The following is a 25005-nucleotide window of genomic DNA, read 5'->3' as shown; positions in this document are numbered from 1 at the left end:
CGTCGATTCTTCAGCGGCGTCCCACCCGAGTCCCATACGGAAACGCCCCGATATGCCCGTCGGGTCTTTCCCCCACTCCGGCCCTGACGCCGGGGTACGGCAGGCGAGCCGTACCCATGGCGGTCTAGCATCTGGCGATGACCTCGCCCCTGGATCGCCTGCCGAAGATCGGCGCACCAGCCACGCGGGCGCTGAACGCCGCCGGCTACACCACACTGCGCCAGCTCGCCGGGGTGCCGCGCGCGGAGCTGGCCCGCCTGCACGGCATGGGGCCGAAGGCGCTGGGCGTCATCGAGGCCGCCCTCGCCGAGCACGACCTGCGGCTGAGCTGACGGGGTGACCGCTGTGCCATTCGGGCGGCTCCACCACCTGATCGTCGACTGCCCGGATCCGATGGCCGAGGCACGGTTCTGGAGCGCGGTCCTCGGCGACCCGATCACGTACGCGGACGACGACTTCACCGTCGTGTCGGCGAGCACGGCGACGTCCGGGCTGGCGTTCCAGCGCGCCCCCGGCCTGCCGCCGCCGACATGGCCGGATCCGGCGGTGCCGCAGCAGATGCACCTCGACGTGATGGTCGACGACCAGGACGCGGCGGGCGAGGCGGTGCTCGCGCTGGGCGCACGGCGGTTGCCGGGCGACCACGTGTACGCCGACCCGGCGGGTCACCCGTTCTGCCTGATCAGGCGCCCCACCTGGGCGTCGCCGGTGGACGGGTCCGCGTGACCGGCGCGCGCGGCGGCCGGCCGGCCGACCGCTGGACGAGGAACGCCTGGCGGACCCTGCACCTCGGGGTGGCGATCACCGCGGTGTGTCTGCTCTGGGCCGTCAGTGTCCCCGGCTTCGTCTTCGTCGTGATGCTCGGCGTGGTGCTCCTGCTCGCCGTGACCGGTCTGGGCTGGGCCATCCTGGTGGGTTTCTTCGTGGTGGAGCGCCGCCGCTGGTCCTGGCGGTTCCTGGTCGCCCCGGTGATCGTCGTGCTGACAGGGGCGCTGGTCGTGGCCGGAGCGCCGTTCCAGGCCCGCTGGGCGGTGAGCCGTGGCGCGTTCGAGCGGGTGGTCGCCACGCTGCCCGCAGCCGGCCCGCAGGACGCCGAGTGGTCGAGCGTGCGGGTGCCGCACCGGATCGGTGCCTACCGCATCACCTCGGCCTACACGGTGCCCGGCGGAGTGGTGCTCTACGAGAGCAACGGGTACATGCTGGACGACGCCGGGTTCGCCTACCTGCCGCAGGGCCCCACCGCGGACCTCTCGAACGAGGACTTCGAAGCTCCGCGCTTCACGCATCTCGGTGGTCCCTGGTACAGCTGGACCGCGAGCTGGTAGGCGAACATCCGGCGTCCCTGCCCTACCTCAGGTGCCGGGCGAAGAACCGGTTCGCGGGCTCCCCCTCGAACTGCGGCACGCCGGTGTGCCCGCCCATGTTGGCGTGCAGCGTCTTCTCCGCCGAGCCGAAGGCGTCGAACAGGTCCAGTGCCATCTGCCGGTCGTTGCCCTCGTCGTCCCACTGGAGCAGGACATGCAGCGGGATGGTGACCCGCCGGGCCTCCTCGACGATGGTGCGCGGCACGAAGCTCCCGGCGAACAGGAGCGCGGCCACGATGCGGGGTTCGACAAGCGCCAGCCGTACGCCGATCGAGATCACGCCGCCGGCGTAGCCGACCGGGCCGCCGATCCCGGGCAGCGCGAGCAGGGCGTCCAGCGCGGCCCGGCACTCCGGGACCGCCGCCTCCACCAGCGGCAGGACGAGCCGGTCGACCACCTCGTCGGCGACCGGCTCACCGGCTGCCAGTGCCCGGCGCAGGTCGGCGCGGGCCTGCTCGGCGGCGGCGGACGCGGGCCGGTCGCCGCCGCCGGGGAGTTCGACGGTGGCGGCCGCGAAGCCCTGCGCGACGCAGTCCTCCGCCCGGGCCAGCAGGCGGGGATACATCCGGCGCAGTCCGCCGGGGTGGCCGAGCAGGATCAGCGGGACCGGCGCGGACGCGGACGCTGGTGTCCACAGGAGGCCGGGGATCCCGCCGAGGGTGAACTCGCGTTCGCGGACGTCGCCGGCGAGGCGTTGTTCGGAGGTGAAGCGCATGGTCGTGCCTCTCGGGAGTGCGACGGCGCTCCCGGACGACCTATCGCCCGGCCGTGACCCCCGAGGGGAGCACCCATGTCGATACTGCGGTCACGGGTACCACCTCCCTCGTTCTCCGGCACGGCCACCGGCAAGCTAGCAGCGCTCGCCGGGGCCGGCCAACCGGTTTATCGCGGTTCACCGCGGCGTGATCCACGCCGGACCGTCAGCCGCGCTCGAAGCCGGCGAAGACGACAGCCAGCGTCCGGGCTTGCAGATGCTCGTCCCAGCCCCCGTGCAGTGCGCCCTGGCACATGCCGGTGAGCAGCGCCATCACCTCGGGTAGCCGTACCGAGCCGGCGACGGCTCCGGCGGCCTGGGCCTGTTCCAGCAGCCTGCCCACCGCCTCCTCCAGGTGACCCACGGCGTCCGGAAGCCGGATGTCCACCCCGGATCCGGCGAGCAGTTCGACTGCGGTCTTCTTCGCGGCGGCCTGCGCCACGGTGTATCTGAAGAACCCGAAGAGGTCGTGTCGTCCCGCCTCGTCGGCGAGCTGTGCGAGCAGTCGCTTCATGAGCGCGACGAGCAGGTCCTCCTTGGTGGGGAAATGACGGAATACCGTGCCGATGGCAACGCCCGCCCTGCGGGCCACCTGCTCGGTGGAGGTACGGGTGCCGAACTCGGCGAAGACCGCCTCGGCGGCGTCCAGGATGCGTGCCCTGTTGCGTTGCGCGTCGGCGCGCAGCGGCGGACCCTCTACCAAAATGAGCCTCCACTCATTATTCTCACGGACACAAGTCGAGTGACGACTCATTATCTCGGAGGCCGGCATGACACCACAGGAGATCTTCGAGAGCATGCGCGCCAGATGGCTGGCCGGTCTGCCCGCCTTCGACGCGGATTCGCTGGCCGACGACGTGGTGGTCGAGACGCCCTTCGCCGCGCCCGGCCAGCCGACGCGCACCGAGGGGAAGCAACCCGTTCTCGACTACACGCGGGCGGGCCGGGCGGTGTTCCCGGTGCGGTTCGACGACTGCCGCGGCGTGGTCGTACACGAGACGGCGGATCCCGAGGTGATCGTGGTCGAGTACGAACTCGTCGGCACGCACACGGTGACCGGGGCGACCGGATCCGCGCCATTCATCGGGGTGTTGCGGACCCGGGACGGTAAGCTGGCCCACTGGCGCGAGTACCAGCACACGCTCGCCATCGCTCAGGCCGCCGGCCAGGCATGAGGCTGGACCACCACAGGAGCGCCGCGCGCCGCCCCGCTCAGGAGGACGGTGTCGGCGACGGGGCGAACGGCCACGGCTGCGGGCCGAACAGCTCCGTGCACGCGGTGAGGAGCCCGCGCTGCGCCTCGGCCATGCGCGCGTCGACCGGGCCGGTGTCCGCGTTCGGGTCGTTACGGACGAACATGTCCCCGGATTCCTTCGCCGCCACCGCCAGTCGTTCGCCGGCGTCCCGGACGCCCGGGTCGGCCGCCTTGCGGGCACGCATGGCGATCGGCGAGTTCGAGGTGAAACGGACGTCCTGCTGCTCGACCACCCGGGCCACCATGTTGCACGCACCGGCCGCGACCTTGTCCGCGGGCGCGGTCGAGCCGGCCTGAGGAGCGGCCGACGCCGCGGCGGACGACGACGGGGTGGCGGACGTCGACGGCGCGGGGTCCGCGGGCGCGCACGCGGAGACGACGAACAGCAGGGAGAGTGCGGCGAGTTCACGTTTCACCGCACGAGGCTATCGATCATGGTGGGCGTGGCCTCCGTCCGGGTGCCACGCCCACCCCGTCATCGCGTCGACTTCGGACCTGTCACTTACCGGCCGCGCGGAGAATCGCCTCCGTCTCGGGGTCGGGCATGATCGCGCGGACCTCCTGCGCGCAGCGGCACGATGCGGCGAACTTGGCGGCCCACTTCAGCGCGTCCTCATGGGAGGCCACGTCCACGATCACGAACCCACCGATGACCTCCTTGGTCTCGGGAAACGGTCCGTCGGTGACCGCACCGTCCGTACCCACGATGGTCGCCTGCTGGCGTTCGAGCCCGGTGCCGTACACGAACACACCGGCGTTCACGGCCTCCTGGACGACGGCGTGCGTCTCCTTGCCCACCTGGGGGATCTCCTCGGCGGGGATGTGGTCCATCGCGCCGTCGTTGAACGAGATCAGGTACCGCGGCATGCCATGACTCCCTTGTCCGGGCGGCCCGGTGCGGCCGCCTCTCACCCGTACTACGAATGAGCCGCCCCGGATGCGACGCTGTGTGCCCCCTGCCGAAGCTGCTCGGCGAAGCCGTCGTCGTGGTCCGGCCTCATCCGGCGTCCTCCGGGATGGGCACGGCGGTGCCGGTCACCGCGATCCCGGCGCCGTCCCCGGCGGGGATGCCGACGGTGAGCAGGCTCGGGCGGCCCATGTCCTCGCCCTGCCGCACGGTCACCGTCGCGGGCGGCCGCACCAGGCCCAGCTCGCGCAGGTAACCGCCGAACGCGGCGGCCGCCGCGCCGGTCGCGGCGTCCTCGACCACGCCGCCGGGCGGGAACGGGTTGCGCGCGTGGAACACCAGCGGGGACTCGCGGTGCACGAGGTCGATCGTCGTCCAGTCCCGTTCGGCCATCAGCGCGCTCAACGCCGCCATGTCGTAGTCCAGGTCCGCCAGGCGCTGCCGGGTCGCGCCGGCCACGATCGGATGCCAGGCCCCGGCGTACGCGACACGCGGCGGCAGCGTCGCGTCGAGATCGTCCGGCGACCAGCGCAACGCGGCGAGCAGCGCCGCCAGGTCGTCCGCGGCAAGGGGTACGGTACGCGGCGCGACGCTTGTCAGCGTGGCGGTGGTGGCGCCGTCGGCCTGCACGCTCGTGGCGACCTCGACCAGCCCGGCGCGGGTGTCCAGGTGCAGCACACCGGGGCCGTGCCGCTGCGCGTACGCGACCGCCGACGCGATCGTCGCGTGTCCGCAGAACGGCACCTCCGCCTTGGGGCTGAAGTAGCGGACGGTGAACCGCCCGCCCCCGCCGGCGGGCACGAGGAACGCCGTCTCGGAGTAGCCGACCTCGGCCGCCACCTGCTGCATCTCCGCGTCGCCCGCTCCGGTGGCGTCCAGCACGACACCGGCCGGGTTGCCACCGGCGGGGTCGGCGGTGAACGCGGCGTATCGGAGAATGCCCATGATCACGAGCCTAGCGACGACGCTCCGGCCCGTCTGCCCCGAGACGAGCCACGCCGAACTAATCTCCGGGCATGCCCAGTTTCGAGATCACCCCCATCGGTACGGTCCGCAACGACCGGACGGACATCCAGCACAGCGACAACTGGGGTGCGGTCCGCAGCACCGTCGTCGTCGACGAGCGCTTCGGCGAGGCGTGTCTACAGGGCCTGGACGGGTTCTCCCATGTGGAGGTGCTGTTCGTCTTCGACGGTTTCCCGGACGGCGGCGACCACCGCGAGCCCCGCCCCTACCGGGGCCGGGCCGACCTGCCGCCGATGGGCGTGTTCGCCGGTCGTGGGCCGCGCCGGCCGAACCGGATCGGCGTGACGTGCTGCCGGATCGAGTCCGTCGACGGCCGGGAACTGACGGTGGTGGGGCTCGACGCGGTGTCGGGCACGCCCGTGATCGACCTGAAGCCGGTGCTGAAGGAGTTCGTCCCCGCCGACGTCAGGCAGCCGGAGTGGGTCAGCGGCATGATGTCCGACTACTTCCGGCCGTAGCGTCGGCGCGGCACCTCACCGCAGCATCCTCTCCGTGAGGTCCATCAACCGCTCGGCGTCATGGGGGTCGAGGGTCGGGAAACCGGGCGGAAGTCGCTTCCCCCGGTCGACGGCGGTCACCGGCGCGGTCGGCGGCGCGTCCAGGAACTGGTGAATCGGCGCCACCGCGTCCGCGACGGACCGGGCGGCGACCGCCGCCGCCACCGCGAGCAGCCCCCGTACCACGAACGGGAGCGCGCTACGGTCACCGCTCCTGGTGAACCCGGGATGGTAGAGCACGTATCGGGCCCGGCTGCCGGACCGCTGGGCGAAGCCCACGCCGAGCAGGTCGTTGGCCCGCCCGGCCTGCAACTGCGCGGCGACGGCCGAGTAGCCCGCCGTCATCTGTGGATCCGCCCAGCGCACCTCGCCTTTCGTGACGCCGACACCGGCGACGTTCACGATCACCGGCGCGGTCGCCCGGTCCAGGGCCGGACGCAGACCGAAACTGAGCAGGTAGCGACTGACGTAGTAGAGCGCGAACGTGCGCTCCAGTCCCTCCACCGTCTCGATGCGACGGGGCGCCACAGCATTGGCGAACAACGCCAACGCGTCCACGACCTGGTACTCGCCGAGGATGTGCTCGATGACCTGCCGCGTCTCGGCCGTGCTGGACAGATCGACGGGAAGGAAGGTGATCAGGCCGCCGGCCGTCGCTTCGCCACGTTCACGGCTGCGGCCGAGCACCAGGACGCGGTCGCCACGTTCGGCCCGCCCCAGGGCGAACGCACGCCCCATACCGTTCGTGCCGCCACTGACCACCACGACGCCCACGACGCCCCCTCTATCGTTTGCTCATCGGCCTGCCTCATCCTGGGCAGCAGGTCGACGGGGGCGAAAGAAGGCACTTTCATGTCCACAGGTAACACCGATGTGAGTGCCTCGCTGCGCGATCATCGGCTGCCGATGCCGGTTCCGGCCGGCGAGTACGATCGCTGCCCGGTCACCGACGTGCTGCGGCGGGTGAGCGACAAGTGGACGTTGTTGCTGATCACCCTGCTCGGCCGGCATCCGCACCGGTTCAACGAGTTGCACCGCGCCGTGGAGGGCATCAGCCCGCGCATGCTCACCCGGACACTGCGCGCGCTGGAAAGCGACGGCCTGGTCGAACGTGAGGTGTTTCCGACGTTGCCGCCGAGCGTCGAGTACCGGCTGACGCCACTCGGGTTCAGCCTGCTGGAGCCGCTCTCCGCGCTGGCCGACTGGGCGGTCGCCCACCATGCCGAGATCGTCGCGGCACGTGAGCGACCCGCCTGAGACACCCCGCGCTCATCCGGCCGCACGTGGGCACCCGCGACACCGGTCCGGCGATTGTCCGCCGGGCGGCGGGCGTCGATCTGGGATGCTTCGTCCATGCCGTCCTTCCCGCCCACCTTCTCCGCCGAGGTCGTCGCACAGCCGGCGCAGGCCCAGTTCGAGGCGTTCCTCGACGAGCAGCGCGACGCGCTCGACCGCTGCCTGGACGGACTGACCGAGGAACAGGCACGCCGATCGCTGGTGTCCTCCCAGACCACGCTGCTGGGTCTGGTGAAGCACGCGACCTTCGTCGAGAAGGTCTGGTTCGACGAGGCCGTCACGGGCCGGTCGCGAGCCGAGATCGGCATCCCCGAGCGGTCGGAGGACTCGTTCCTCCTCGACGACGGCGACACGATCGCCGGCGTCCGGCGGGCATACCGCGACGCCCGCGACGCGTCACGCCGGGCGACCTCCACGCGGGGCCTGGACGACGTCCTCACCGGGCACCGGCGGGGCCCGCTTCCGCTGCGCTGGGTGTACCTCCACGTCCTGCGCGAACTCGCCCAGCACTGCGGGCACGCGGACATCCTCCGGGAGCAGATCCTCGACGGACAGCGGGCGGCCGGCGGTGGTTCGTCGTCGTAACGGCCGGCGTCACGCGCCGGCGCCCTCGTCGGGGTCACCGGTCGACAAGTCGGGGGCACGCATCCGCCACGCGTCGGTGACCAGTTCCGTCAGGCGCTCGACGCCGACGTGCGCCAGCCGCAGCATGACCAGGGGTAGCCCGTCATACGCGGGGGTGGTGAAGAACAGGTCGGGCTCGCCGAGGAGCAGGGCCTGCTTCTCCGCCTCGTCGCCCACGTACAGCACGGCGATGTCGGTGCGGATGCGCCGCGGCCTACCGGACGTGCGCTCGGGATACGACCAGACGAACCCCTTGCCGGCGACCCGGAAGTCGAAGCCGTCACTGTCGATCTCGACCACGTGCGGCAGCGACAGCGCCACCCGACGGACATCGTCCGCATCAGCCACGACGGTCACCCCGGCACACCGCCTCCCACACCGGCACAGCCTAGCCGCCGCGCCGCCGTCCGGTGGCAGGCCGTCGACGTCCTTCGGGGCCGTCCCGATGGTCAGATGGTGAATCCGCCGTCGACGTTCACCGTCGCGCCGGTGACGTAACGCCCGTCCGGGCCGGCCAGGAACGCCACGGCGGCGGCCACGTCGACCGGCTGCGCGAAGTGGCCGAGGGCGGTGAACCCGTTGATCGTGTCCGCGTTCGGGCCGTCGGCCGGGTTCAGCTCGGTGTCCGTGGCACCGGGGTTCACCAGGTTCACCGTGATTGCTCGACCGCCGAGTTCGCGCCCGAGCGCCTTGGTCAGGCCGATCAGGGCGGTCTTGCTCATCGCGTAGAGCGAGAAGCCCGGGAAGACCGCCCGCTCGGCCGTGTTGCTGCCGATGTTGACGATCCGTCCGCCGCGCCGATGCCACGGCCACCACCGGTGACGAGAGCTACCTTGCCGTCAAGTGCGTTGTTCATGGTGGAGAGCCTGGTCGACAATGGGTCGCATGTCCGGCGGGGATCGGACGCCGCGTTCGTGACACCGCGCCGTCGTTCCGAATGGTCCGGTGGCGGGCACCATCTCGGCTGCAAGGTGGGTGACGTGGGTACCGACATCGCCGGTGGGGTGGAGATCCGGCCGCACGGTCCGGGTTCGCCCTGGAGGCTGGCCGACGTCGGCCTGGATGCGCTACCTCGCCATTACGACGCCTTCGGGCTGCTGTTCGGTGTCCGCAACTATGCCGGGTTCGAGCCGGTCGCGCCCGGCCGTGGCGTGCCGGACGACGCCGGCGCCGACCTGCGCGCTCTCCTCGCGGACGGCGAACACGACCACACCTGGGCGACGTGGGCGCAGTTGGCATCCGTCGACTGGAGCGCGCAGGCGCCCCGTGTGGACGACCGGATCCATGAGTACGAGCTGACGAGCCAGGGGCCGCGCTTCGTGGGCAAGGCCGGACACCACGGACGAGCCTGGCGCGAGGTGGCCGGCGAGCACGCGGACCACCGGGGCAGCAGCTACCCGGAGGGAACCGAATGGCGGGCGGGCGACCGGATGTGGCGGGTGGAGCGCCTGACCCACGGTGATGTGCTGCGCGCCGACCCGCAGCTACGCGCGCTGCTCGACCGCATGCGCGAGCTGGCCGAGCGGTACGGCGACGACGACGTACGGCTCGTCGTCTGGTTCGACAGCTAGCGGCGCCCCGCGCGGTCAGGAGGCTTCTCACTCATCGCCGCGCGCGCACTCCCCCGTACAGCCGGACACGGTGGTCGACGTCGCGGTCCGGCTCGCCGTACCCGAAAGGCGACCGACGCCCGGTCGTGCCCGAGCCACAGTCCGACCTCGCGGGCCAGCGCGACGCCTCCGGCGCGTACCCCTTCTCGGTGTTGGTAGCCGACCTCCTGGTCGGCGAGCACGTCGTGGACGACCAGCTCGGCGTCCGGAAGCGGCCGGGGCGGCGGCATCGCCCGGACGAGGCCGCGGCGGGCGTTCGCCGCCGGCGAACCGCGGGCGGCGGCGGTCCACCGGACGCGGACCCGCTGAATGAGGATCACCGCCCAGGTGTACCCGGAGCGCGCGGCCCGGGCCTCGGTTGTCGAACCTCAGCCCGGGCCGCCTCGCCGGGGCTCAGTTCACCGCTGTGTAGAGCCGTTGCCCGCCGGGCCGGTAGCCGACGCGCTCGTAGACCCGCCACGAATCCTCGCCACCGGCCTCCAGCCAGGCGACCTCCGCACCGGCGTTGAACAGCCGCCGGGTGACGTCGGCGGTGATCGCGGACGCCAGTCCCCGGCGGCGGTAGGACGCGCGGACGGCGATGCCGGCCACCTCGCTGACCGCGCCGACGGGCGCCGCCGCACCGCCGCCGCCCGCGCAGTCACCGTCCTCGGTGACGGCCGTGACGACCACGCCGCCGGCGTCCTGCTGACGCCGGAGGCGAGCCACGTCGGCCTCGGAGGCGACCGGATCGTCGCCGAACGCCTCGTTCTGCACGCTGATCAGCGCGGCGCGCTGGGAGTCGGTACCCGGTTCGCACAGCCTCAGGTGGTCCGGCACGGGTGGGGACGCCAGCGTGTCCGGCACGCAGACCAGGTAGGTGTGCCGGGCCTCCACGGTGAAGCCGGCGGCGGTCAGCAGCGCCTCCAGATCGGGTACGCAACTGGTGACGTACTCCAGGCGGGGTTTGCGGTCGGCGGCGTGGAACGCCACGACCAGGGCGGCGACGTCGGCCGCGGTGACGGCGGCGCCGGGACGCGGCGTCGCGTAGTTGACGTACGGGCTGGCCGTTGTCGGGTCCAGCCCGATCACGAACGGCCCCACCTCGACCGGCGCGGGCCGGCGCGACAGGTTGACGACGACTGACTGTTGGATGCGGGCATCCATGCTCAACGGGGAACCTCGATGCATGAGAGAAGCTGCGACGGGCGGAAGAAACGTCGGGCCGCCCCGCCGTGTCGCAGGCACGCGGCGGTCATCCGTCGCGTGGTCGACACTCAGGCGGCCGCTCGGCCTACCCGGATCACAGGCGTCATTCCCTCATGCAGAGTGCCCACGCGGTGCGCGTGGCCGACCACAACCTTGCCCCTCCCGACCTGGACGTGTCAACCGCGTACGGCCGGACGTCGAGAAGCATCTCGCTTGTGGATCAAGATCGGGCGGGGGTCCTCGTCGGGTGCAATGGACGGACGAGTTGACGGTGCGCCTCACTCGGGGAACTTCGGTACGCGCCTTGTCCGCCGTCTGCAAGGGGCCGCGAAACTGTCGGTGCCGGCCGCTAGCCTGCCGGCGTGACAAAGGTCGATATGGAGAAGGCCGCGCTGTGTGAGTTCCTCGAGTATCAGCGTGCCAGTGTCCGAGCCATCCTGGCCGATCTGGACCTGGCCTCGCTGCGCAAGCCGGTCCTGCCCTCCGGCTGGTCGCCGCTCGGGCTGGTGGAGCATCTCGGGCATGCGGAGCGCCACTGGTTCCAGGAGGTCTTTCGTGGTTCGGTGGAGCCGTTGCCCTGGCCGGACGAGAACACACCACTGCGCACGACTCGATCGCCGTCCCAGGTCTTCGGCTTCTACCGCGACCAGTGCGACGTCTCCGACGGGATCATCGCCGCGGCCCCGTTGACGGCGGCACCCGCCGGCCGGCACCTGGACGAGACGCTGGCGTCGCAGACCACCGACCTGCGGCGGATCGTTCTGCACGTCATCGAGGAGACCGCCCGGCACGCCGGCCACCTGGACGTCGTCCGCGAGCTGATCGACGGTCGCACCGGGCTCGGGCCGCGGTGAGACGAGCGGGGCGGAGTCGCATGACTCTGATGTCGACGGCCCTCGGCTCAGGTCGATTCCGACGGCCGCGGTAAGGGCACGGGCGAGTCGACGCGGGTCCGCGCACGGCACCCTGACGGGCTCATGCAGCGGTTCTATGCTGCTGCGATGCAACCCCGCTTGGTCAACGAGGTGCGGCTGCCCGGCATTCGGCAGGTCACGCAGGCAACGGGCCCCGGCTGGGTGGTCACTGAGCGAGACAGTGTCACGGTAAACCTGTTCGACCAGGAACTGCGTCGCGTGGCGCGACTTGCGGTGCCGCTCGACGGCCCGCAGATGAAGGTCAGTGCCACCCGCCGGCTGGTGGCGGCAGGCGACGAGCAACAGATAGTCGTGCTCGACCGCGACGGCGCGATTCGCTGGCGCAGCACCTGGCAGCGAATCGGCGACAGCGCCGGCGCCGACTTCCACCTCGACGGCGACGACACCCTCTGGATCCGTTTGGCCGGCACCGGGGAACTTGTCGCCCTCCACGGCGCGAGAGGCACAGAGATCCATCGCATCCCGCTACCCGGGCCCGAGGCCGCCTGGTTCGTGCACTCGCCCCGCAATGCCTGGACCGGCTTGACGCTGCTCGACCCCGACCGGTCAGACGCCATGCTCATCAGGCTCGACGCCGAGCACATCGTGTCGCGGCCACTCGCCGGTGGAGATCTCGCCGGTTTCAGCCCGGCCGGCGGCCGCTGTCTGACCCTGACCACCGACGGCTTCCTGTCCGTCCGCGACGTCGCGTCCGACGCAGCGATCGCAGAACGACACCTGGAAGATCTGCGGGGCGCGCCACACTGGCTCGCGAGCCCCAGATACGTGGACCACGCGTTGTTCCTCACCGAGGACCTGATCCTCATCGCCGTGAACACCGCAGACCTGCCGAACGACGCCGGGGGCCATCTCCTGCTGTCGGCGCTCAGCCTCGGGTGCCGCTCCGAGGTGCGTTACCCGCGCCACCACGGGTCCGGCTCCGTCCACCCCGCTCACCAGCCGGGCCGATGGCTCACCCGCCAGCACGAGGACGATCAGCTCCGGCTGTGGCAGCTCGACGCTCGCCTCGACGACGAGCCGCTGCCGGGCCAACTCGCGCTGCTCTGACCGCGTCGGTCACGGCACCGCCGCACGCTCACAGCACGCACAGATCAGCGATCAGTGCTCGATAGGTGTCGGCGTCCGGAGGCTGGGGTACGGCGCCGGCCCAGCGTTCCCACCGGCCGCCGGGGCCGAGGTAGCGGTCGGCGTGGCTCGTGCCGAGTCGCAGATCGACGTACCGCAGGGCACCCAGCGCCCAGTGCTGGTCGTAGCGGAGGTCGAGTGCGGGCAGGTAGCGGTCGAGGTATGCGGTCAGGATCTCCGCGTCCGGGTGGTCACCGAAGGCCGCGAGGGCGAAACAGAAGCCCTGGCCGCTGAAGCAGACCTCGCTGCCCAGGAGCAGCTCGCCGACGGTCTGCCGGAACCGGGTACGCCTGTCGAGCCCGATGAGGTAGCCGGCGACCAACCGCGGGCGCCAGTTCGGCAGGCCGCCGGGTTGGAGCAGGAAGACGAGTTCCTCGTCGCTGACGCGTCGAGCATCCTGGCGCAGGGCGTGCACCACTGGAGCGTTCGCGTGCGCGTCCGGACGGACGAGGCGACCGTGCAGGAGGTCCAGATAGCGAGCGCTTCCCCGGTCCGACGGGGCGATGACATAGCGGCGGATGGTGCCGTCAGCTGGATCCGGTATCGGCGGCGGGAAGTCCACGGCGACATCATCCCGGATCGGTCAGCGGCGCACCCGGTAGCGCAGGTGCAGCACCCGATCGCCCGGAATCACCACGTCCGGATCTTCCAGCAGGTGCTGCGCGTCCACCGACCCGAAGTAGCGCTTGCCGGAGCCGAACACCACGGGTACGACGTCCATGCGTACCTCGTCGACCAGGCCCGCGGCGAGCGCCTGGCCTCCGACGTCACCGGCGGCGACCTCGACGATGCGGTCCCCCGCGAGTTCCTGCGCCCTTGCCACGGCTGCCTCGACGCCGTCGACGAAGTGGAACGGCGCCGCAGGGTCCCAGCCGTCGGGCGCGGGCCGGTGGGTCACGACGACCACGTGGTCGATCCCGCTCGGCGGCGTCCCGTCCCAGCCGTCGGTCAGGTCGAAGACGTGCCGGCCGACGACAGTCACCCCGATCCGGTCCCAGTACGGCCGGACGTAGTCGTGGGACGTCTGCGACACCGTCAACGCGCCGCTGGCGTCCAGCGGGACGTCACCGCTTGTCAACCAGTCGAACAGCGGGCCGGGCTGGTCGTTGTCGTCCGCGACGAAGCCGTCCACCGACACCGAGCTGTACAGGACCACAGTGCCCACGCCGGCTCTCCTCTGTCTCGGGTGCCCCCACGCTAGCGGGCCGTGAGCCGCGGTTCTTGTAGGAAATCAATCGGCCGGCAGCGACCAGCCGTCGATCGCGTGGCCGGGGTGTTCGCGCAGGAACCGCCGCCGCACCTCGATGTACCGGGTCGGTGTGAGCCCGGTGAACGCGCGGAACTCGTGGCCGAAGTGGGCCTGGTCGAAGTAGCCCGCGCCGCTTGCCAGCTCGCCCCAGTCGACGGGCCGGGCGGGGTCGATCGCGAACACGGCGGCGGCGAAGCGGTAGGTGCGGGCCAGCCGCTTCGGTGTGACGCCGACGAGTGCCTTGAACCGCTGCGCCAGGTGGGTGCTGCTGACACCGGCCGCCGTTCTCAGGTAGCCGATCGGCACCGCACCGCTGGTCGCCGCGATGACGCCGCTCGCATGCCGGACGAGGCCCAGGCCGGTGGTCTCGGACAGCCGTCGCGTCAGCTCCTCCTCCAGCAGCGTCAGCATCTCGTGCGGCCCGTCCGCCGTGGCCAGCCGGTCGCGCAGCTCAGCCACGGCGGGCCGGCCCCAGACCTGCTCCAGCGTCACCGGCCGGTCGCGCAGCTCGGCCGCGGGCATCGGCAGGAAGGGCGCCAGACCCCACGGCTTGACGTGTACGCCGACGGAGCGGGTCGGGCGTGGGTAGCCGAACTCGAACGCGCGGGTGGGAGTGGTGATCACGCAACCGTCGGCGTACTCGGTGGTCTCGATGTCGGTGCCGCCGCGGATGCGGAACGGCGCCCCGAGGTTGACGATGAGCAGCGCCGCGGGCATCGGCGGCAGCGTCAGCCGGGGGTACGGGGGCGTACCCGCCAGGTAGTAGAGGCCGTCGATCAGCCCGTCCAGCGGCGGTCGCGGCACTCTGGACACGTACTCCACGCCCACAGCATCGCGGACGCCGCGCCGTCACGGCCGACGCCCCGCCGGGGCCCGGTCATCGTCCGCGACGGGGTGGGGACCGCCGTCCGGGCGCCCCCACCGTGCGGTCAGGACGGCGCTACGATCCGGCGATGGCCGATGCGGGCGGTGGCGAGCAGCGCGGTGAGGGCCCGGTGTCCGACTGGACGCGGATCGCCGTCAGCTACTGCCAGTACGACGTGTCGACAGTGCCGGGGGAAACCGGCATGCCGATCTACACGGTCGGTGACAGTCTTCTGCACCTCGGCGGGCCGTACCAGTTCACCGGTTTCTGCGGCACCCACACGGGCCGGATCGAGGCACGTGTGCGGGTCCTGCCCGGCCCGCCGGCGGAGGTCGAGGGCGGGTGGGACGCCATCAGTGAGGCGACCATCTGGAGCCCCAGTGGCCTGCTGTCGCTCGTCGGCCTGATGGGCGGGCCTCCGAACGCGCTCACCGACGTCGCCGTCCCGCGCGGGCTGATCCGTGTGCGGGTGCACGCCCGCGACCGGTTGCACGAGACGGTACGCACCGACGACGACCCGCCCGAGCGGCACGAGCTGCACATCTGGGCGGTGACCGAGGAGTCGCGCCGGCGCACCGTGCTGGCCGGCCCGGGTGGTCGCGTTTGGGAGCAGAAGCCGGCGACGGCCGCCGAGTGGGCCCTGCTGTCCCTGGTGCCGCGTCCGTCCGGCCGGGCGGCGATGCTGCCGCCGCCGTACGAGCCGGACGATGACGATGACGATGACGACGCCGACCTGGACCGGGTGACGGTGGTCCGTCACCGGCCCACGCCAGTCGAGATCCCGGCGGTGGTGCTACCGGCCGGTGACCTGGCGATCCGGCTGGACCGGGCCGACGACGAGACTCTGCGATGGACGTGGACCACGGCCGACGAGCCGGTGTTCCCTGATCCGCTCGTCACCCTGCCGGACGATGAGCCGAGTACGGTCCGGCTGACCTCCGGCCCGGACGGCTTCACGCTGCGGCACGAGGGGGTACGGGGCCGGGACGCCTTCGCCCTCGGCGTGATCTGGGACCACCTGCTCGACAGCCCGGGGTCGTACCCGTGGATCGAGACGCTGCGCCGGCAGGCCGCCGAGGCGACCGCGCCGACCGAGACGTACCGGCGACGACCGTGACCGGGGCGCACCTCGCCCTGACCTGATCGCCGTCATCCGACCAGGAACACTGCACCCGCCGCTCACCCGTGTCGGCGCAGTCACCGACCCGCTTCCATCCGTCGAGCTGCCGGGCGCGCTCGGACGATCCGGCTCCCTACCGTCCGCCTCCGGCGAGGATCGCGCGTTCTGCTGAGCGCAAAGAGGACTTCATGCGGTCGTGCCCACGGGCCATGCTGACTCGATGGATTCGCCGAGACGCCTCACTCCCCAGGCCCTGCTCACGAACCTCTACGCGGCCTTCAACCGGCGCGACATCCCCACGCTGCTGGCCGCCATGACGCCGGACGTGTCGTGGCCCAACGGCTGGGAGGGAGGCGTCATTCACGGCCGGGACCAGGTGGGTGCCTACTGGCGCCGGCAGTGGGACCAGCTCGATCCGACCGTCACACCGACCGCGTTCCGCACCGAGGCCGACGGCCGCATCGCCGTCACCGTTCACCAAGTGGTCCATGACAAAGCGGGAGCGAAGCTCGCCGATCACACCGTCACGCACGTCTACCGCCTCGACAACGGCCTGGTGACGGAAATGGAGATCCGAGAGTGACAGGTGCTGACAGGTGTCGATCGGGGCGGTGGCACGGGCCGTCGGACATGGCAGAACTGTATGGCCGGGCTACCCGAGGAGCGCCGCCGCTGCGGCCAAGGTGGCCAGCGACAGCGTCGTGGTCACCACCACCGCCCGGTTGGCCACCGCCTCACCGACGCCGTACTCCTGGGCGAAGATGAACGTGTTCTGCGCCGTCGGCAGGCCCGCGCACACCACCACGGCGAGCAACTGCGGCGCGGACAGATTCAGGGCCAGCCCGGCCGCGTACGCGATGACCGGTTGTGCGACCAGCTTCAGCGCGCTGATCGCGGCCAGCTCGGCGGGCCCGGTCGGTTCGGCCCGCGACGGCGCCGTGGGGTGCAGCGACGCGCCGAGCGCGACCAGGGCGGCGGGCGCCGCGGCACCCGCAAGCAGCGTCAGCGACGCGTCGGCCGCCGACGGCAGACGCAGGCCGGCCGCGGAGCACGCGACACCGAGCAGCGACGCCAGGATCACCGGATTGCGTACGGGCAGGGAGGCGACCCGGCGAACCCGCACCCGCCCGGCCGGGTCGCTGCGCCGGTCCAGGGCGACCACGATCACGGGCGCCACCACCAGCACCTGCAGCAGCACCACCACCGCCAGGAACGACACGTCGCCGAGAACCTGCGTGGCGATCGGGATGCCGAGGTTCGCCGAGTTCACGTACCCGGCGGCCATGCCCCAGATCGGCCGTTCCCCGGGCTCGCGACCGAACAGCCGGCTCGCGCCGGCCCACCCGAACCCGACGACCGCGACGGTGCTCACCCCGAAGGCGAGCAGCGAGCGGCCGGCGAACCCGGACAGCGGCATCCGGGCCAGGGCCAGGAACAGGGCGGCCGGCATCGCGAGCTGGAACACGAACCGGCCGAGCACCGACGCCGCCGCCTCGCCCAGCAGGCCCCAGCGGCAGGCCGCGTAACCCACCGCGGTGAGGATCCAGATCGGTACGAACGCCGCCACCAGGCTCATGCGTCGCGCCACGTCAGGGGCCGGCGGGCGTCCGGAGCGTACGAGCCGAGGAGCCGGGCGACGATCTCCACCTGGGCGAGGCTGTCATGGGCCTGCCGCAGGGTGAGCACGGTTCCGTGACACTCCACCGCACTCTCGCCGGTCGTCAGACACACCGACGCGTCCACGGTGCCTACCGGATGGCCGACGGGCAGCCGAGGGCCGTCCACGCGTACATCGATCGGGAAGCCACGCGTCCAGCCTCGCATCCCGTCCGGACCTCGACCGGCACGGCCTGGTCCTGCGGCGGCTGTCGTGCGGTCAACCAGCGTAGCGGGGCTCGCTGATCCGGCGGCGGAACTCCGCGTGGGCGGTCTGGAAGACGTCGTTGAGCCGTTCGAGTTCGGACTCGGTGGGTTCTCGCCGCAGTGCCACGTCGATTTTGAAGTCGCCGTCGACGATCGCCACGTCGAGGCGGTCGAGCAGGTCCGCAGGGAGCCTGGTGATGACGAACCCACGGAACGCGTCGGCGATCGTGCCCGCCATGTCGCCGCATCCGCAGGTGCGGCCATCCAGAACCGCACCGAGGTGGCTGCGGCCGATGATCGCGTCCGGGTGTACGGGATCCATGACGGTCAGGCCCTCCTCCAGGACCGTGCGGGCCTCCGACAGCCGTGCCTGATGCTGAAGGAACAGTCCGAGGGCGATGCAGGCCCGCCCGACCATCTCATGGTCGGCGCCGCGGCGCGCCTGGTTCACTGCCTCGGTCAGCCGTTGCTCCGCCAGGTCCACCTGGCCGGCCTCCTTCAGCGCCAGACCCCAGTTGCGCAGCACCTGACTCCGCAGCTCCGGACGACCGATGCGCTCCGCCCTCGCGTACGACGACGCGTACGTGCCCAGCGCCGCCTGGGCGTCGCCGACTTCGCCCTGCGCCACAGCCAAGCCGAGCGCCGCCATCAGCGCCTCCTCCTGCCGGCCCTGCCGGTCGTACGAAGCGAGCACGCGCTCGATCGCGTCGACCCGCCCCACCTGGTCACCGAGATCACGGCCGAGGTTCGCCAGTGCGGACAAGACATTGAGCGTCGCCTGGTGGTCGATGCCGAGCCGCTCCTCCAACGCGGCGACCAGGGAGGTGAGCAGGGGCCTGGTTGCCGGGTCGTCGTGGTCCAGCATCTGAATGACGACTCGTCCGATCTCCTCGACGACCTGGTCCGGCAGCTGGTCCAGGCCCACGAAGAGCGGCTCACCGGTGCCACCGGCGTGCACAATCGCTGCTCGCAGCGCCAACGCGGAGGCCACCCGCTCGTGCCCGTTACGCCACAGGTTGGCCACCGCCTCCTCGACGACCTGCCGGGCACCTGCGACGTCGCCACGCTGCCGCAGCAGGTCTGCCAGTGGCTCAAGACCGAACGCGTACCCGGCGTGCTCGCGGCCGTAGAAGGCGAGCCGCTCCTGCACCCCCAGGCGCAACTCCGTCTCGGCCTCGTCGAACCGTCCGGCCATGCGCAGCGCCAAGCCCAGATTGAGTCGGCAGGTCAACTGCTCCTTGCGGGACTCGTGATCCCGCGGCGTCGCGGAGACGGCACGCCGGTAGCACTCGATCGCGCGGTCGAGCTGATCGGCGTTGAGCAGCACATTGCCGAGGTCGCACTGGGCCGAGGCCCATTCCGGGCTGCCGTGACCGTGTTTGTCAGTAACGGCCTGCAGCTCGCGCGTCATGAGGTTCTCGGCATCGCCCATACGGCCCTCCCGCAACAGCGCGAAGGCCACCTCGACCGCAGTGGGGGGTGTCGTCACGAGCCGCAGTCTAGGTCCACCTACTGATGTTCCGCGTACCCCCCGAAGACCTCGAGCGAGGCAGGAACGGCGCCACCAACCTCCCATGATCGGATATCCGCATCTAGCCGATAAGCGGATGATGTACCGGTCGGGTGCTCGAAGGAATGCCTAGCCCGCCGGGGCGTCGGCCCGTTGAACGTCGCCGAGCAGCAGGCGGGCACCTTGGCGGACAACGTCCCAGTCGGTCTTCGGGGAGCGATCGAGGTTCTTGGCAAACCAGTGCCGCCGGTCTTCGTGTTCCCGCCGCAGATGGACGACGTCAAGGTCCACGCCAGGTAGCCCGCCACGGCGTTCCAGCTCCTCGACCCGCTGCCCCATGGCGTCCATCAGCTCGCGGTTGAGGATGTGCACGGCCTCAAGGTAAGCGGTGGTCGGGACGCTGCGTCGGACTGCGGGGTCGGCGGTGAAACCGATCTCGCCGTCGTCCTCGTGCCGCCAATCCATGGTGATCTCGTCGCGATCGCCACGGATGGCACGCCAGAATCGGAGCTCGGGAGGATTGCGCAGGTAACCGAAATCCAGGTGATGCTCGCCGTGCCAGATCGCGGCCGTGACGACTGGATGGTCGGGCACGTCCGCGTTCCCGTCGTCGGTCTGTCCCTCATCCGGTTCGGCCACGAACTCGAGAGGGTCACACGTCCACTGCTCGGGGTGGGAGGCGATGAACGACTGCAGATCGTCGGGCACCGGCTCCAGCACCTCGGGTGTAAGGGCAATGACGTCTTCCCAGAGCCGGGCCAGGTAGTACTCGACGTAGGGATGCGGATGAACCTCCCGGGCGCCGCGCAGCAGCTCCTGCCCGCCTGCTTCGAGCCAGTACCAGCCCTCGGTGAGCCCGAACCAGTGGAGCCTCGGCTGGCCCCTGCCCCACGGCGACACCTCGTCGAGTGGGTACAGCTCGAACCGGAACCTGATCATCGAAGCAGTATCCAGTAACGTCACTGCGCGTATTCGGCATGAAGTTCGGCGTACGGCCGGCGTCGGTCGGGGTGGCGGCGGGTTCTGCCCATGCCGATCTCGGCGCAACAGTGCGTGCCTGGCATGCGAGCGCGATGGGCGGGGCACTCCTCGGCCAGGGCACGGACCTGGTCGGCTTCCAACTCGAACGCTTCGCGGCTGCCGGTGAGCACCAACGTGTCGGCGGCGATGTCCCGCCGCAGATGATCGCGGAACTCTTGATACCGGACTCGCCGGTGATCATCGGTCGACCGCGCCGGCCACGCCTCGCCAGGTAGGACGACGGTGTGTGGCCGACCCGTCCCCAACCGGGAACGGACCTGCTTCCACCGCGACGGCGGGAACGCGAGGCGGTGATGCAGCAACACCAGGTCGAGCGGGCGCCCCCAACCGTGATGGTCAGGAACTGTCGCGCGACGTAGGGGAAGATAGACGATCGTGTGCGGCGACCGGGCAGCCAGCCCCCACGCCAGCGCGAGCAGCATCGCTGTTTCCTTGTCGAGGCAGAACTGGGCTCCAAGACGGCCCTCGTACAGACCGGCGAACCCCGGCGGCTTTGCCGGCCGCATGACCCGGTACCGATGGCGCCCGAGGTGAACGGTACTGACCATCACCGGCCATTCGTTTCCGCCCAACCGTCGACCCACTTCAGCAACGCCCTTCGACCCTCGTCGTATCACCGTCCGGCAAGCATTGTCACCGGGCCCGGCACGACACGGCGACAGAGTTGTCTGTGTGGCGCACCAACTGCGCCCCCATCTTCGGCAGCTCACACCGGTAGAAGTACCGCGCCGCCTGCCGCTTACCCGCCAGGAACTCCCCCTCGGCCCCGTCCGGAGCTCTGCGCGTACGCGAAGCGGGTCGCCCTCAGCCACGCCGCCTGCTCCACGTCCTCGTCCGCCGTCACCGCCACCCGCGCCCGCGCCCAACACCAGGCGGCGGTACCCGACGTGTCGCAGGCAGAGTTGAAGAAATATGACGCAAGGTGTCAGGCTTTGGGTGAAGCATGGGTTCATCGGTCGGCGCCGGTGAGAGGCGCCGACCACGGCACAGACAGATGCGGAGAGACAAGGCCTCCATGCGCGAAACCCCACAAGATCTCGAAAAGCTCCAAGCCCTCCTTGACGCCTCCCTCGCCGGCTCCACCTCCCACCTCCGCTCGATCATCAACACCGCGCGCACACTGAACGCGGAGCAGCTCACCCAGGTCCTCACCGGCATGTGCACCCTCGCTCTGTCCAGCGTGACGGCGAAGGGTGAGCCGCGGATCAGCGGTGTCGACGGGCACTTCCTGCGAGGCAAGTGGTACTTCGGCACTGCGCCCGACGCCGCCAAGGCGCGCCACCTCGCGGCGCGGCCCGCCGTCAGCGCCGCACACATGCGCGGTGAGGACCTCGGCGTCTTCACGCACGGCAAGGTGGAGATCCTCAACCCCCGCAACGGCGACCAGGCCACGGACTGGCCGGACGTGCTCGCGTACTTGAAGGACTTCTACGGCGACGACCTCTTCGACTGGGACAACGACGTGGTCTACTACCGGCTGCATCCGCACTGGATGACCGTCTATGCCCCAGACATCGCGAAGCTCACCGTGGCGGCCCAGCCCTGATCCACAGCACGGGCCAACTCTTCGACGAAACCTGAGCCGTCCTCGAGGTGCCCAGCGGCGGCAACGACCGCTCCGGGGCGGCGCGGTGGCCGGCTTCGATCCTGGCCGACGTCGGGTTCGCCGAGATCGTTCGGCAGCCGACCGGGGCAGCCCAGGCAGACGCGAAGCCACCAGACGCTCGGCCACGGGCCCGGTGCCGGCGCCCTCAGGCGACATGCCGAAGTGACCGCGAATCTCCTCGCCGAGACACTCCCGAATCTCGCTGCCGCCCGCTCCACCACCAAGCCAGCCTCATCAACGACGGCAAGAGCATGCAGCCGTACTCGTCGACGTTGGTCTCCGCATCGAAGACACCGAGCAAGTCCCACTCGTCGAGCAATCGCCGCAACTCGTCCGCCCGCTCGTACATGCGGCGACGATCACATCTCGAACGGCACACAGCCCGCCGTCGACCAGCAGAGGCGCATGCACTCCTTTGCCGCGATAAGCATGGCGTCGCAGAACAGTTGGTGGACGGCTGTCGCGCATCAGTCGACGGAGGACAAGCCGTCGGCGTATTGCATTGCCGAATTCCGCTCTATCCGAATCGGCATTCGGTAGGTGGCCCGGGTTCACCTCGTCCGATCACGCGGCGACGCCTTCTTCCCGGGGGGCGGGGACAGTGACTCGCCGGAGCAGGAAGTGGCAGATCGGGTACAGCAGGGCGCCGTCGAGGTAGTGGCAGAACATCGCGCCGAGGTACGACGGGCCGCCCCAGGCGTTGCGGGTGAAGTTCGGGTCCAGCCCGGCGAAGACCTGCAGTCCGATGCGCCAGGCCATGTACACCTCCAGCAGTACGAGGAAGGCGACGGCCAGGCAGCGCAGCAAAGCCGGAACGCCGGCCCCGGACCGGAATGTGGCTCCGATCCGTGCTGCCATCGGACGTCCGAGCGGCACGAAGATCACTTTCCAGCCGAGCGGGCTACGGCGGGATGCCACCGCGAACCAGACGGTCACGACCGCGAGGACGCCGAGATGCGGCAGCCACGCCTCAGTGCCCGCGATCTGTGGTTCGAGCGTGTCGGATCGGTGGAGGTACCTCGCGACTCCGCTGGCCAGTCCGGCTATCACGGAAACGGTCGCGGTGAAAACGGCGGGACGGGACAACTGCAGCCGGTGGTTTGTCATGACTGGAACATTGCGCCACACCGACCGGCCCGGGCGTCGCTCTCCAGCATGATCCGGGGCCTCCCTCGGAGGCGGCACGGTCATTCTCGCGCATGACGCCTTCGTCGATACGTTTCGCTAGCGTGATCCACATGCGACTGGGCCGGACCGATCTGCCATCGCCCGATCTGCTCGACATCGCTCTGGCCGTCGGGTCGTTCGGACTGTTCACTCTCCCGGTCCTGCTCCGCGGTTCCGGACATGGGCCGACGGCGGCGATCCTGGTCCTCGGCACCGCCGCGGCCGTGCCGCTGGCGGCGCGCCGGGCGGTCCCGATACCGGTGCTCGTGACGGTGTCGCTGGTCCTCGCCGTGGCGGCGCTGGCCGATGTCGGCTTCACTGTGTTCCACAGCAACGCGGGCCCAGCGTTGGGGATCGCGGTGCTGACCGTGGCCGATCGGCTTCCGCGCGAGGTGTCGCTGCGGGCCAGCGTGGCCGCGGTCGGGCTGGTCACCACGGCGGAATTGATCGCGATGCAGTTGCACCCGGCCACCGGGAAGAACGCGATCCAACTGGTTCTCGCCATTCCCGCCTGGTTGGTGGGGTACGCGTTCGGTACCCGTCGACAGGCGGAGCGTCGGCTGCGCGCGGAGACGGCGGAGCGGGCCCGGGAGGCAGAGCGCCGGGTCCGCGCCGAGGAACGGGTCCGGGTGTCGGCGGACGTCCACGACATCGTGTCGCACACGCTGAGCATGATCGCGGTCCGATCGGGCGTGGCACGGGTGGTGCTCGAACAGCGGCCGGAGGAGGCGCGGGCCGCGCTGTCGGCGATCGAGACGGCCAGCCGCAGCGCTTTGGACGAGTTACGAGCGGTGTTGCACTCGTTGCGGGACGCTTCGGGGAATCCGTTGGGCACGGCGGGTGCGCTGACGGCCGGCCCGGCCGTCGAACGACCGACACTCGCACACATCCGGTCGCTCGTCGACAATCTCCGCGATGACGGCTACCCGATCACGCTCACACTGTCCGAGACGGCCGGCGCACCACCACCGGTCGAGGAGTCGGCCTACCGGGTCGTGCAGGAGGCGCTGACGAACGTGGTCCGCCACGCCGGCCGGGTGACAACATCCGTCGAGGTCACCAGCGGCCCGGACGGACTCAGCATCTCGGTGCTCAACGCCGCCCCCGTCGCCGGTCCGTCCGGGGCCGGGCCCGGCAGCGGACACGGCCTGGCCGGGATGCGGGACCGTGTCGCGTTGTACGAGGGCACCGTCACGGCCGACCCATGTCCGGACGGTGGTTACGCAGTGCGCGTTCAGTTCCCACTACGATCGACGAGCCGGACGGCACACGCTGACCGCAGCGAGGGGAAGCGCCGTGGCTGAACCGGCGGTCGGCGCCGACGGCACTACCGAGCCGATCCGTGTCCTGGTCGTGGACGACGAGGCGCTGGTACGAGCCGGATTCCGGGTGCTCCTGGAAACCTCACCAGGGCTCACGGTGGTCGGCGAGGCATCCGACGGTGCCGCGGCGGTCCGGCAGAGCCGTGCACTTCGGCCGGACGTCCTGCTCATGGACATCCGCATGCCGGTCATGGACGGCCTCGAAGCCACCCGGCACATCGCCGACGACGACAGCATCGACGCCCGTGTGCTGATCGTCACGACCTTCGGTGAGGACGCGCACGTCTTCGCTGCGCTGCGTGCCGGAGCAAGCGGTTTCGTACTCAAGGACACCCCTCCGGAAGACCTGCTCAGCGCCATCCGCATCATCGCCAGTGGTGAGGCCCTGCTGACCCCACGGGTGACCACCCGACTGGTCGCGGAGTTCGTGCGAAGCACGTCCGGCCACACCTTGGCAACCGCACCGGGAGCGCTCGACGAACTGACCGAGCGCGAACGGGAAGTGCTGGTTCAGGTTGCGGCAGGCCGGTCGAACGCGGAGATCGCCGAACACTTCACCGTCAGCCTCAACACGGTGAAGACCCACGTGAGCCGACTGCTGCTCAAATTGTCGGCCCGTGATCGAGCCCAGCTCGTCGTGTGCGCCTACGAGGTCGGTCTAGTGGTGCCGGGAAAGTGAGA

32 protein-coding genes and 1 pseudogene are annotated in these 25005 nt (G+C 70.7%); 15 read left to right on the top strand and 18 right to left on the bottom strand.

What is annotated here, in order from left to right:
- The first annotated feature begins 137 nt into the window (after window positions 1–137).
- From SM452_RS17655 to SM452_RS17645, 3 genes are read left to right on the top strand one after another with little or no spacing between them, the layout of a single operon-like run.
- On the top strand, window positions 138–332 hold the full coding sequence (locus tag SM452_RS17655; RefSeq protein WP_318333767.1) for a helix-hairpin-helix domain-containing protein: 195 nt from the start codon (window positions 138–140) through the stop codon (window positions 330–332).
- A gap of 4 nt (window positions 333–336) precedes the next feature.
- Window positions 337–726, top strand: coding sequence for a VOC family protein (locus tag SM452_RS17650; protein ID WP_355509420.1), 390 nt, complete (start codon window positions 337–339; stop codon window positions 724–726).
- Entirely contained in the window at window positions 723–1325 is a 603-nt protein-coding gene (locus SM452_RS17645) for a hypothetical protein (protein WP_355509422.1), read from the top strand. The genes SM452_RS17650 and SM452_RS17645 overlap by 4 nt, the downstream gene beginning before the upstream one ends.
- Before the next feature lie 22 nt (window positions 1326–1347).
- Here the strand turns inward: SM452_RS17645 and SM452_RS17640 are convergent, their stop codons facing one another.
- Window positions 1348–2079 (bottom strand): alpha/beta hydrolase, encoded by a 732-nt coding sequence (locus SM452_RS17640; protein WP_463840309.1) that lies wholly within the window; start codon window positions 2077–2079, stop codon window positions 1348–1350.
- Between the two features lie 205 nt (window positions 2080–2284).
- On the bottom strand, window positions 2285–2821 hold the full coding sequence (locus SM452_RS17635; protein WP_228532401.1) for a TetR/AcrR family transcriptional regulator: 537 nt from the start codon (window positions 2819–2821) through the stop codon (window positions 2285–2287).
- 67 nt (window positions 2822–2888) lie between these two features.
- Here SM452_RS17635 and SM452_RS17630 point away from each other — a divergent pair, with 67 nt between their 5' ends.
- Window positions 2889–3293 carry a nuclear transport factor 2 family protein gene (locus SM452_RS17630; protein WP_262015475.1) on the top strand — a complete coding sequence of 135 codons (405 nt, stop codon included), beginning with the start codon at window positions 2889–2891 and terminating at the stop codon, window positions 3291–3293.
- Window positions 3294–3330: 37 nt separating this feature from the next.
- Here the strand turns inward: SM452_RS17630 and SM452_RS17625 are convergent, their stop codons facing one another.
- The 3 genes from SM452_RS17625 to SM452_RS17615 all read right to left on the bottom strand — a co-directional run bounded on the left by SM452_RS17625 (window position 3331) and on the right by SM452_RS17615 (window position 5225).
- Window positions 3331–3789, bottom strand: a complete 459-nt coding sequence (locus tag SM452_RS17625) for a hypothetical protein (RefSeq protein WP_402805451.1) — start codon at window positions 3787–3789, stop codon at window positions 3331–3333.
- Window positions 3790–3871: 82 nt separating this feature from the next.
- Window positions 3872–4240, bottom strand: coding sequence for a YciI family protein (locus SM452_RS17620; protein ID WP_463840308.1), 369 nt, complete (start codon window positions 4238–4240; stop codon window positions 3872–3874).
- Between the two features lie 130 nt (window positions 4241–4370).
- Window positions 4371–5225 (bottom strand): PhzF family phenazine biosynthesis protein, encoded by an 855-nt coding sequence (locus tag SM452_RS17615; protein ID WP_463840307.1) that lies wholly within the window; start codon window positions 5223–5225, stop codon window positions 4371–4373.
- A gap of 71 nt (window positions 5226–5296) precedes the next feature.
- Here SM452_RS17615 and SM452_RS17610 point away from each other — a divergent pair, with 71 nt between their 5' ends.
- Complete coding sequence (locus tag SM452_RS17610) at window positions 5297–5764, top strand: SAM-dependent methyltransferase (protein WP_262015479.1); 468 nt, start codon at window positions 5297–5299, stop codon at window positions 5762–5764.
- Between the two features lie 15 nt (window positions 5765–5779).
- Here the strand turns inward: SM452_RS17610 and SM452_RS17605 are convergent, their stop codons facing one another.
- Entirely contained in the window at window positions 5780–6577 is a 798-nt protein-coding gene (locus tag SM452_RS17605) for an SDR family NAD(P)-dependent oxidoreductase (RefSeq protein ID WP_463840306.1), read from the bottom strand.
- Between the two features lie 78 nt (window positions 6578–6655).
- Here SM452_RS17605 and SM452_RS17600 point away from each other — a divergent pair, with 78 nt between their 5' ends.
- Complete coding sequence (locus SM452_RS17600) at window positions 6656–7060, top strand: winged helix-turn-helix transcriptional regulator (RefSeq protein WP_463840305.1); 405 nt, start codon at window positions 6656–6658, stop codon at window positions 7058–7060.
- A gap of 96 nt (window positions 7061–7156) precedes the next feature.
- Window positions 7157–7684, top strand: coding sequence for a DinB family protein (locus SM452_RS17595; protein ID WP_355509434.1), 528 nt, complete (start codon window positions 7157–7159; stop codon window positions 7682–7684).
- Between the two features lie 9 nt (window positions 7685–7693).
- On the opposite strand, the gene SM452_RS17590 is transcribed toward SM452_RS17595, so the two are convergent.
- Window positions 7694–8071, bottom strand: a complete 378-nt coding sequence (locus tag SM452_RS17590) for an MmcQ/YjbR family DNA-binding protein (RefSeq protein ID WP_262015483.1) — start codon at window positions 8069–8071, stop codon at window positions 7694–7696.
- Window positions 8072–8172: 101 nt separating this feature from the next.
- Window positions 8173–8520 (bottom strand): annotated as a pseudogene (locus tag SM452_RS17585) (SDR family NAD(P)-dependent oxidoreductase); the annotation flags it as partial.
- A gap of 183 nt (window positions 8521–8703) precedes the next feature.
- Here SM452_RS17585 and SM452_RS17580 point away from each other — a divergent pair.
- Window positions 8704–9294 carry a hypothetical protein gene (locus SM452_RS17580; protein WP_463840304.1) on the top strand — a complete coding sequence of 197 codons (591 nt, stop codon included), beginning with the start codon at window positions 8704–8706 and terminating at the stop codon, window positions 9292–9294.
- A 432-nt stretch (window positions 9295–9726) separates the two neighbouring features.
- On the opposite strand, the gene SM452_RS17575 is transcribed toward SM452_RS17580, so the two are convergent.
- On the bottom strand, window positions 9727–10479 hold the full coding sequence (locus tag SM452_RS17575) for a GNAT family N-acetyltransferase (RefSeq protein WP_463840303.1): 753 nt from the start codon (window positions 10477–10479) through the stop codon (window positions 9727–9729).
- Window positions 10480–10883: 404 nt separating this feature from the next.
- On the opposite strand from SM452_RS17575, the gene SM452_RS17570 reads away from it, so the two are divergent.
- Both SM452_RS17570 and SM452_RS17565 read left to right on the top strand, forming a co-directional pair.
- On the top strand, window positions 10884–11375 hold the full coding sequence (locus SM452_RS17570; RefSeq protein ID WP_262015487.1) for a DinB family protein: 492 nt from the start codon (window positions 10884–10886) through the stop codon (window positions 11373–11375).
- Between the two features lie 123 nt (window positions 11376–11498).
- Window positions 11499–12503: a hypothetical protein gene (locus tag SM452_RS17565; protein ID WP_463840302.1), complete on the top strand. Its 1005-nt coding sequence runs from the start codon at window positions 11499–11501 to the stop codon at window positions 12501–12503.
- Between the two features lie 28 nt (window positions 12504–12531).
- Here SM452_RS17565 and SM452_RS17560 read toward each other — a convergent pair whose 3' ends face one another.
- The 3 genes from SM452_RS17560 to SM452_RS17550 form a co-directional block, all read right to left on the bottom strand.
- Window positions 12532–13143: a DUF6000 family protein gene (locus SM452_RS17560; protein ID WP_402805428.1), complete on the bottom strand. Its 612-nt coding sequence runs from the start codon at window positions 13141–13143 to the stop codon at window positions 12532–12534.
- A 21-nt stretch (window positions 13144–13164) separates the two neighbouring features.
- Entirely contained in the window at window positions 13165–13746 is a 582-nt protein-coding gene (locus SM452_RS17555; RefSeq protein WP_355509445.1) for a dihydrofolate reductase family protein, read from the bottom strand.
- Window positions 13747–13812: 66 nt separating this feature from the next.
- Window positions 13813–14652 carry a helix-turn-helix domain-containing protein gene (locus SM452_RS17550; protein WP_463840301.1) on the bottom strand — a complete coding sequence of 280 codons (840 nt, stop codon included), beginning with the start codon at window positions 14650–14652 and terminating at the stop codon, window positions 13813–13815.
- Window positions 14653–14783: 131 nt separating this feature from the next.
- On the opposite strand from SM452_RS17550, the gene SM452_RS17545 reads away from it, so the two are divergent.
- Both SM452_RS17545 and SM452_RS17540 read left to right on the top strand, forming a co-directional pair.
- Window positions 14784–15812, top strand: a complete 1029-nt coding sequence (locus SM452_RS17545) for a hypothetical protein (protein ID WP_463840300.1) — start codon at window positions 14784–14786, stop codon at window positions 15810–15812.
- Between the two features lie 223 nt (window positions 15813–16035).
- Window positions 16036–16398, top strand: a complete 363-nt coding sequence (locus SM452_RS17540; protein ID WP_402805419.1) for a nuclear transport factor 2 family protein — start codon at window positions 16036–16038, stop codon at window positions 16396–16398.
- Window positions 16399–16467: 69 nt separating this feature from the next.
- Here SM452_RS17540 and SM452_RS17535 read toward each other — a convergent pair whose 3' ends face one another.
- From SM452_RS17535 to SM452_RS17515, 5 genes are all read right to left on the bottom strand, one after another.
- Window positions 16468–17391 (bottom strand): AEC family transporter, encoded by a 924-nt coding sequence (locus SM452_RS17535; protein WP_355509455.1) that lies wholly within the window; start codon window positions 17389–17391, stop codon window positions 16468–16470.
- Entirely contained in the window at window positions 17388–17558 is a 171-nt protein-coding gene (locus SM452_RS17530) for a hypothetical protein (RefSeq protein WP_355509457.1), read from the bottom strand. Before SM452_RS17530 ends, SM452_RS17535 begins: the two co-directional genes overlap by 4 nt.
- A gap of 133 nt (window positions 17559–17691) precedes the next feature.
- Window positions 17692–19167, bottom strand: coding sequence for a tetratricopeptide repeat protein (locus SM452_RS17525; RefSeq protein ID WP_463840299.1), 1476 nt, complete (start codon window positions 19165–19167; stop codon window positions 17692–17694).
- A gap of 150 nt (window positions 19168–19317) precedes the next feature.
- Window positions 19318–20127, bottom strand: a complete 810-nt coding sequence (locus tag SM452_RS17520) for a DUF5984 family protein (RefSeq protein WP_463840298.1) — start codon at window positions 20125–20127, stop codon at window positions 19318–19320.
- 20 nt (window positions 20128–20147) lie between these two features.
- Window positions 20148–20780, bottom strand: a complete 633-nt coding sequence (locus tag SM452_RS17515) for a hypothetical protein (RefSeq protein ID WP_355509463.1) — start codon at window positions 20778–20780, stop codon at window positions 20148–20150.
- Window positions 20781–21244: 464 nt separating this feature from the next.
- Here SM452_RS17515 and SM452_RS17510 point away from each other — a divergent pair, with 464 nt between their 5' ends.
- Window positions 21245–21775 carry a pyridoxamine 5'-phosphate oxidase family protein gene (locus SM452_RS17510; protein ID WP_463840297.1) on the top strand — a complete coding sequence of 177 codons (531 nt, stop codon included), beginning with the start codon at window positions 21245–21247 and terminating at the stop codon, window positions 21773–21775.
- Between the two features lie 624 nt (window positions 21776–22399).
- Here the strand turns inward: SM452_RS17510 and SM452_RS17505 are convergent.
- Window positions 22400–22942, bottom strand: coding sequence for a hypothetical protein (locus tag SM452_RS17505; protein WP_463840296.1), 543 nt, complete (start codon window positions 22940–22942; stop codon window positions 22400–22402).
- A 131-nt stretch (window positions 22943–23073) separates the two neighbouring features.
- On the opposite strand from SM452_RS17505, the gene SM452_RS17500 reads away from it, so the two are divergent.
- Window positions 23074–24306 (top strand): sensor histidine kinase, encoded by a 1233-nt coding sequence (locus SM452_RS17500; protein ID WP_262015498.1) that lies wholly within the window; start codon window positions 23074–23076, stop codon window positions 24304–24306.
- A complete protein-coding gene (locus SM452_RS17495; protein WP_463840295.1) occupies window positions 24299–25003 on the top strand; it encodes a response regulator in 705 nt (234 codons plus the stop codon). The genes SM452_RS17500 and SM452_RS17495 overlap by 8 nt, the downstream gene beginning before the upstream one ends.
- The last annotated feature ends 2 nt before the right edge of the window (window positions 25004–25005 follow it).

This window comes from Micromonospora sp. SYSU B005 (genome assembly GCF_055362685.1).
This window is presented reverse-complemented; position numbering and strand designations above follow the sequence as displayed.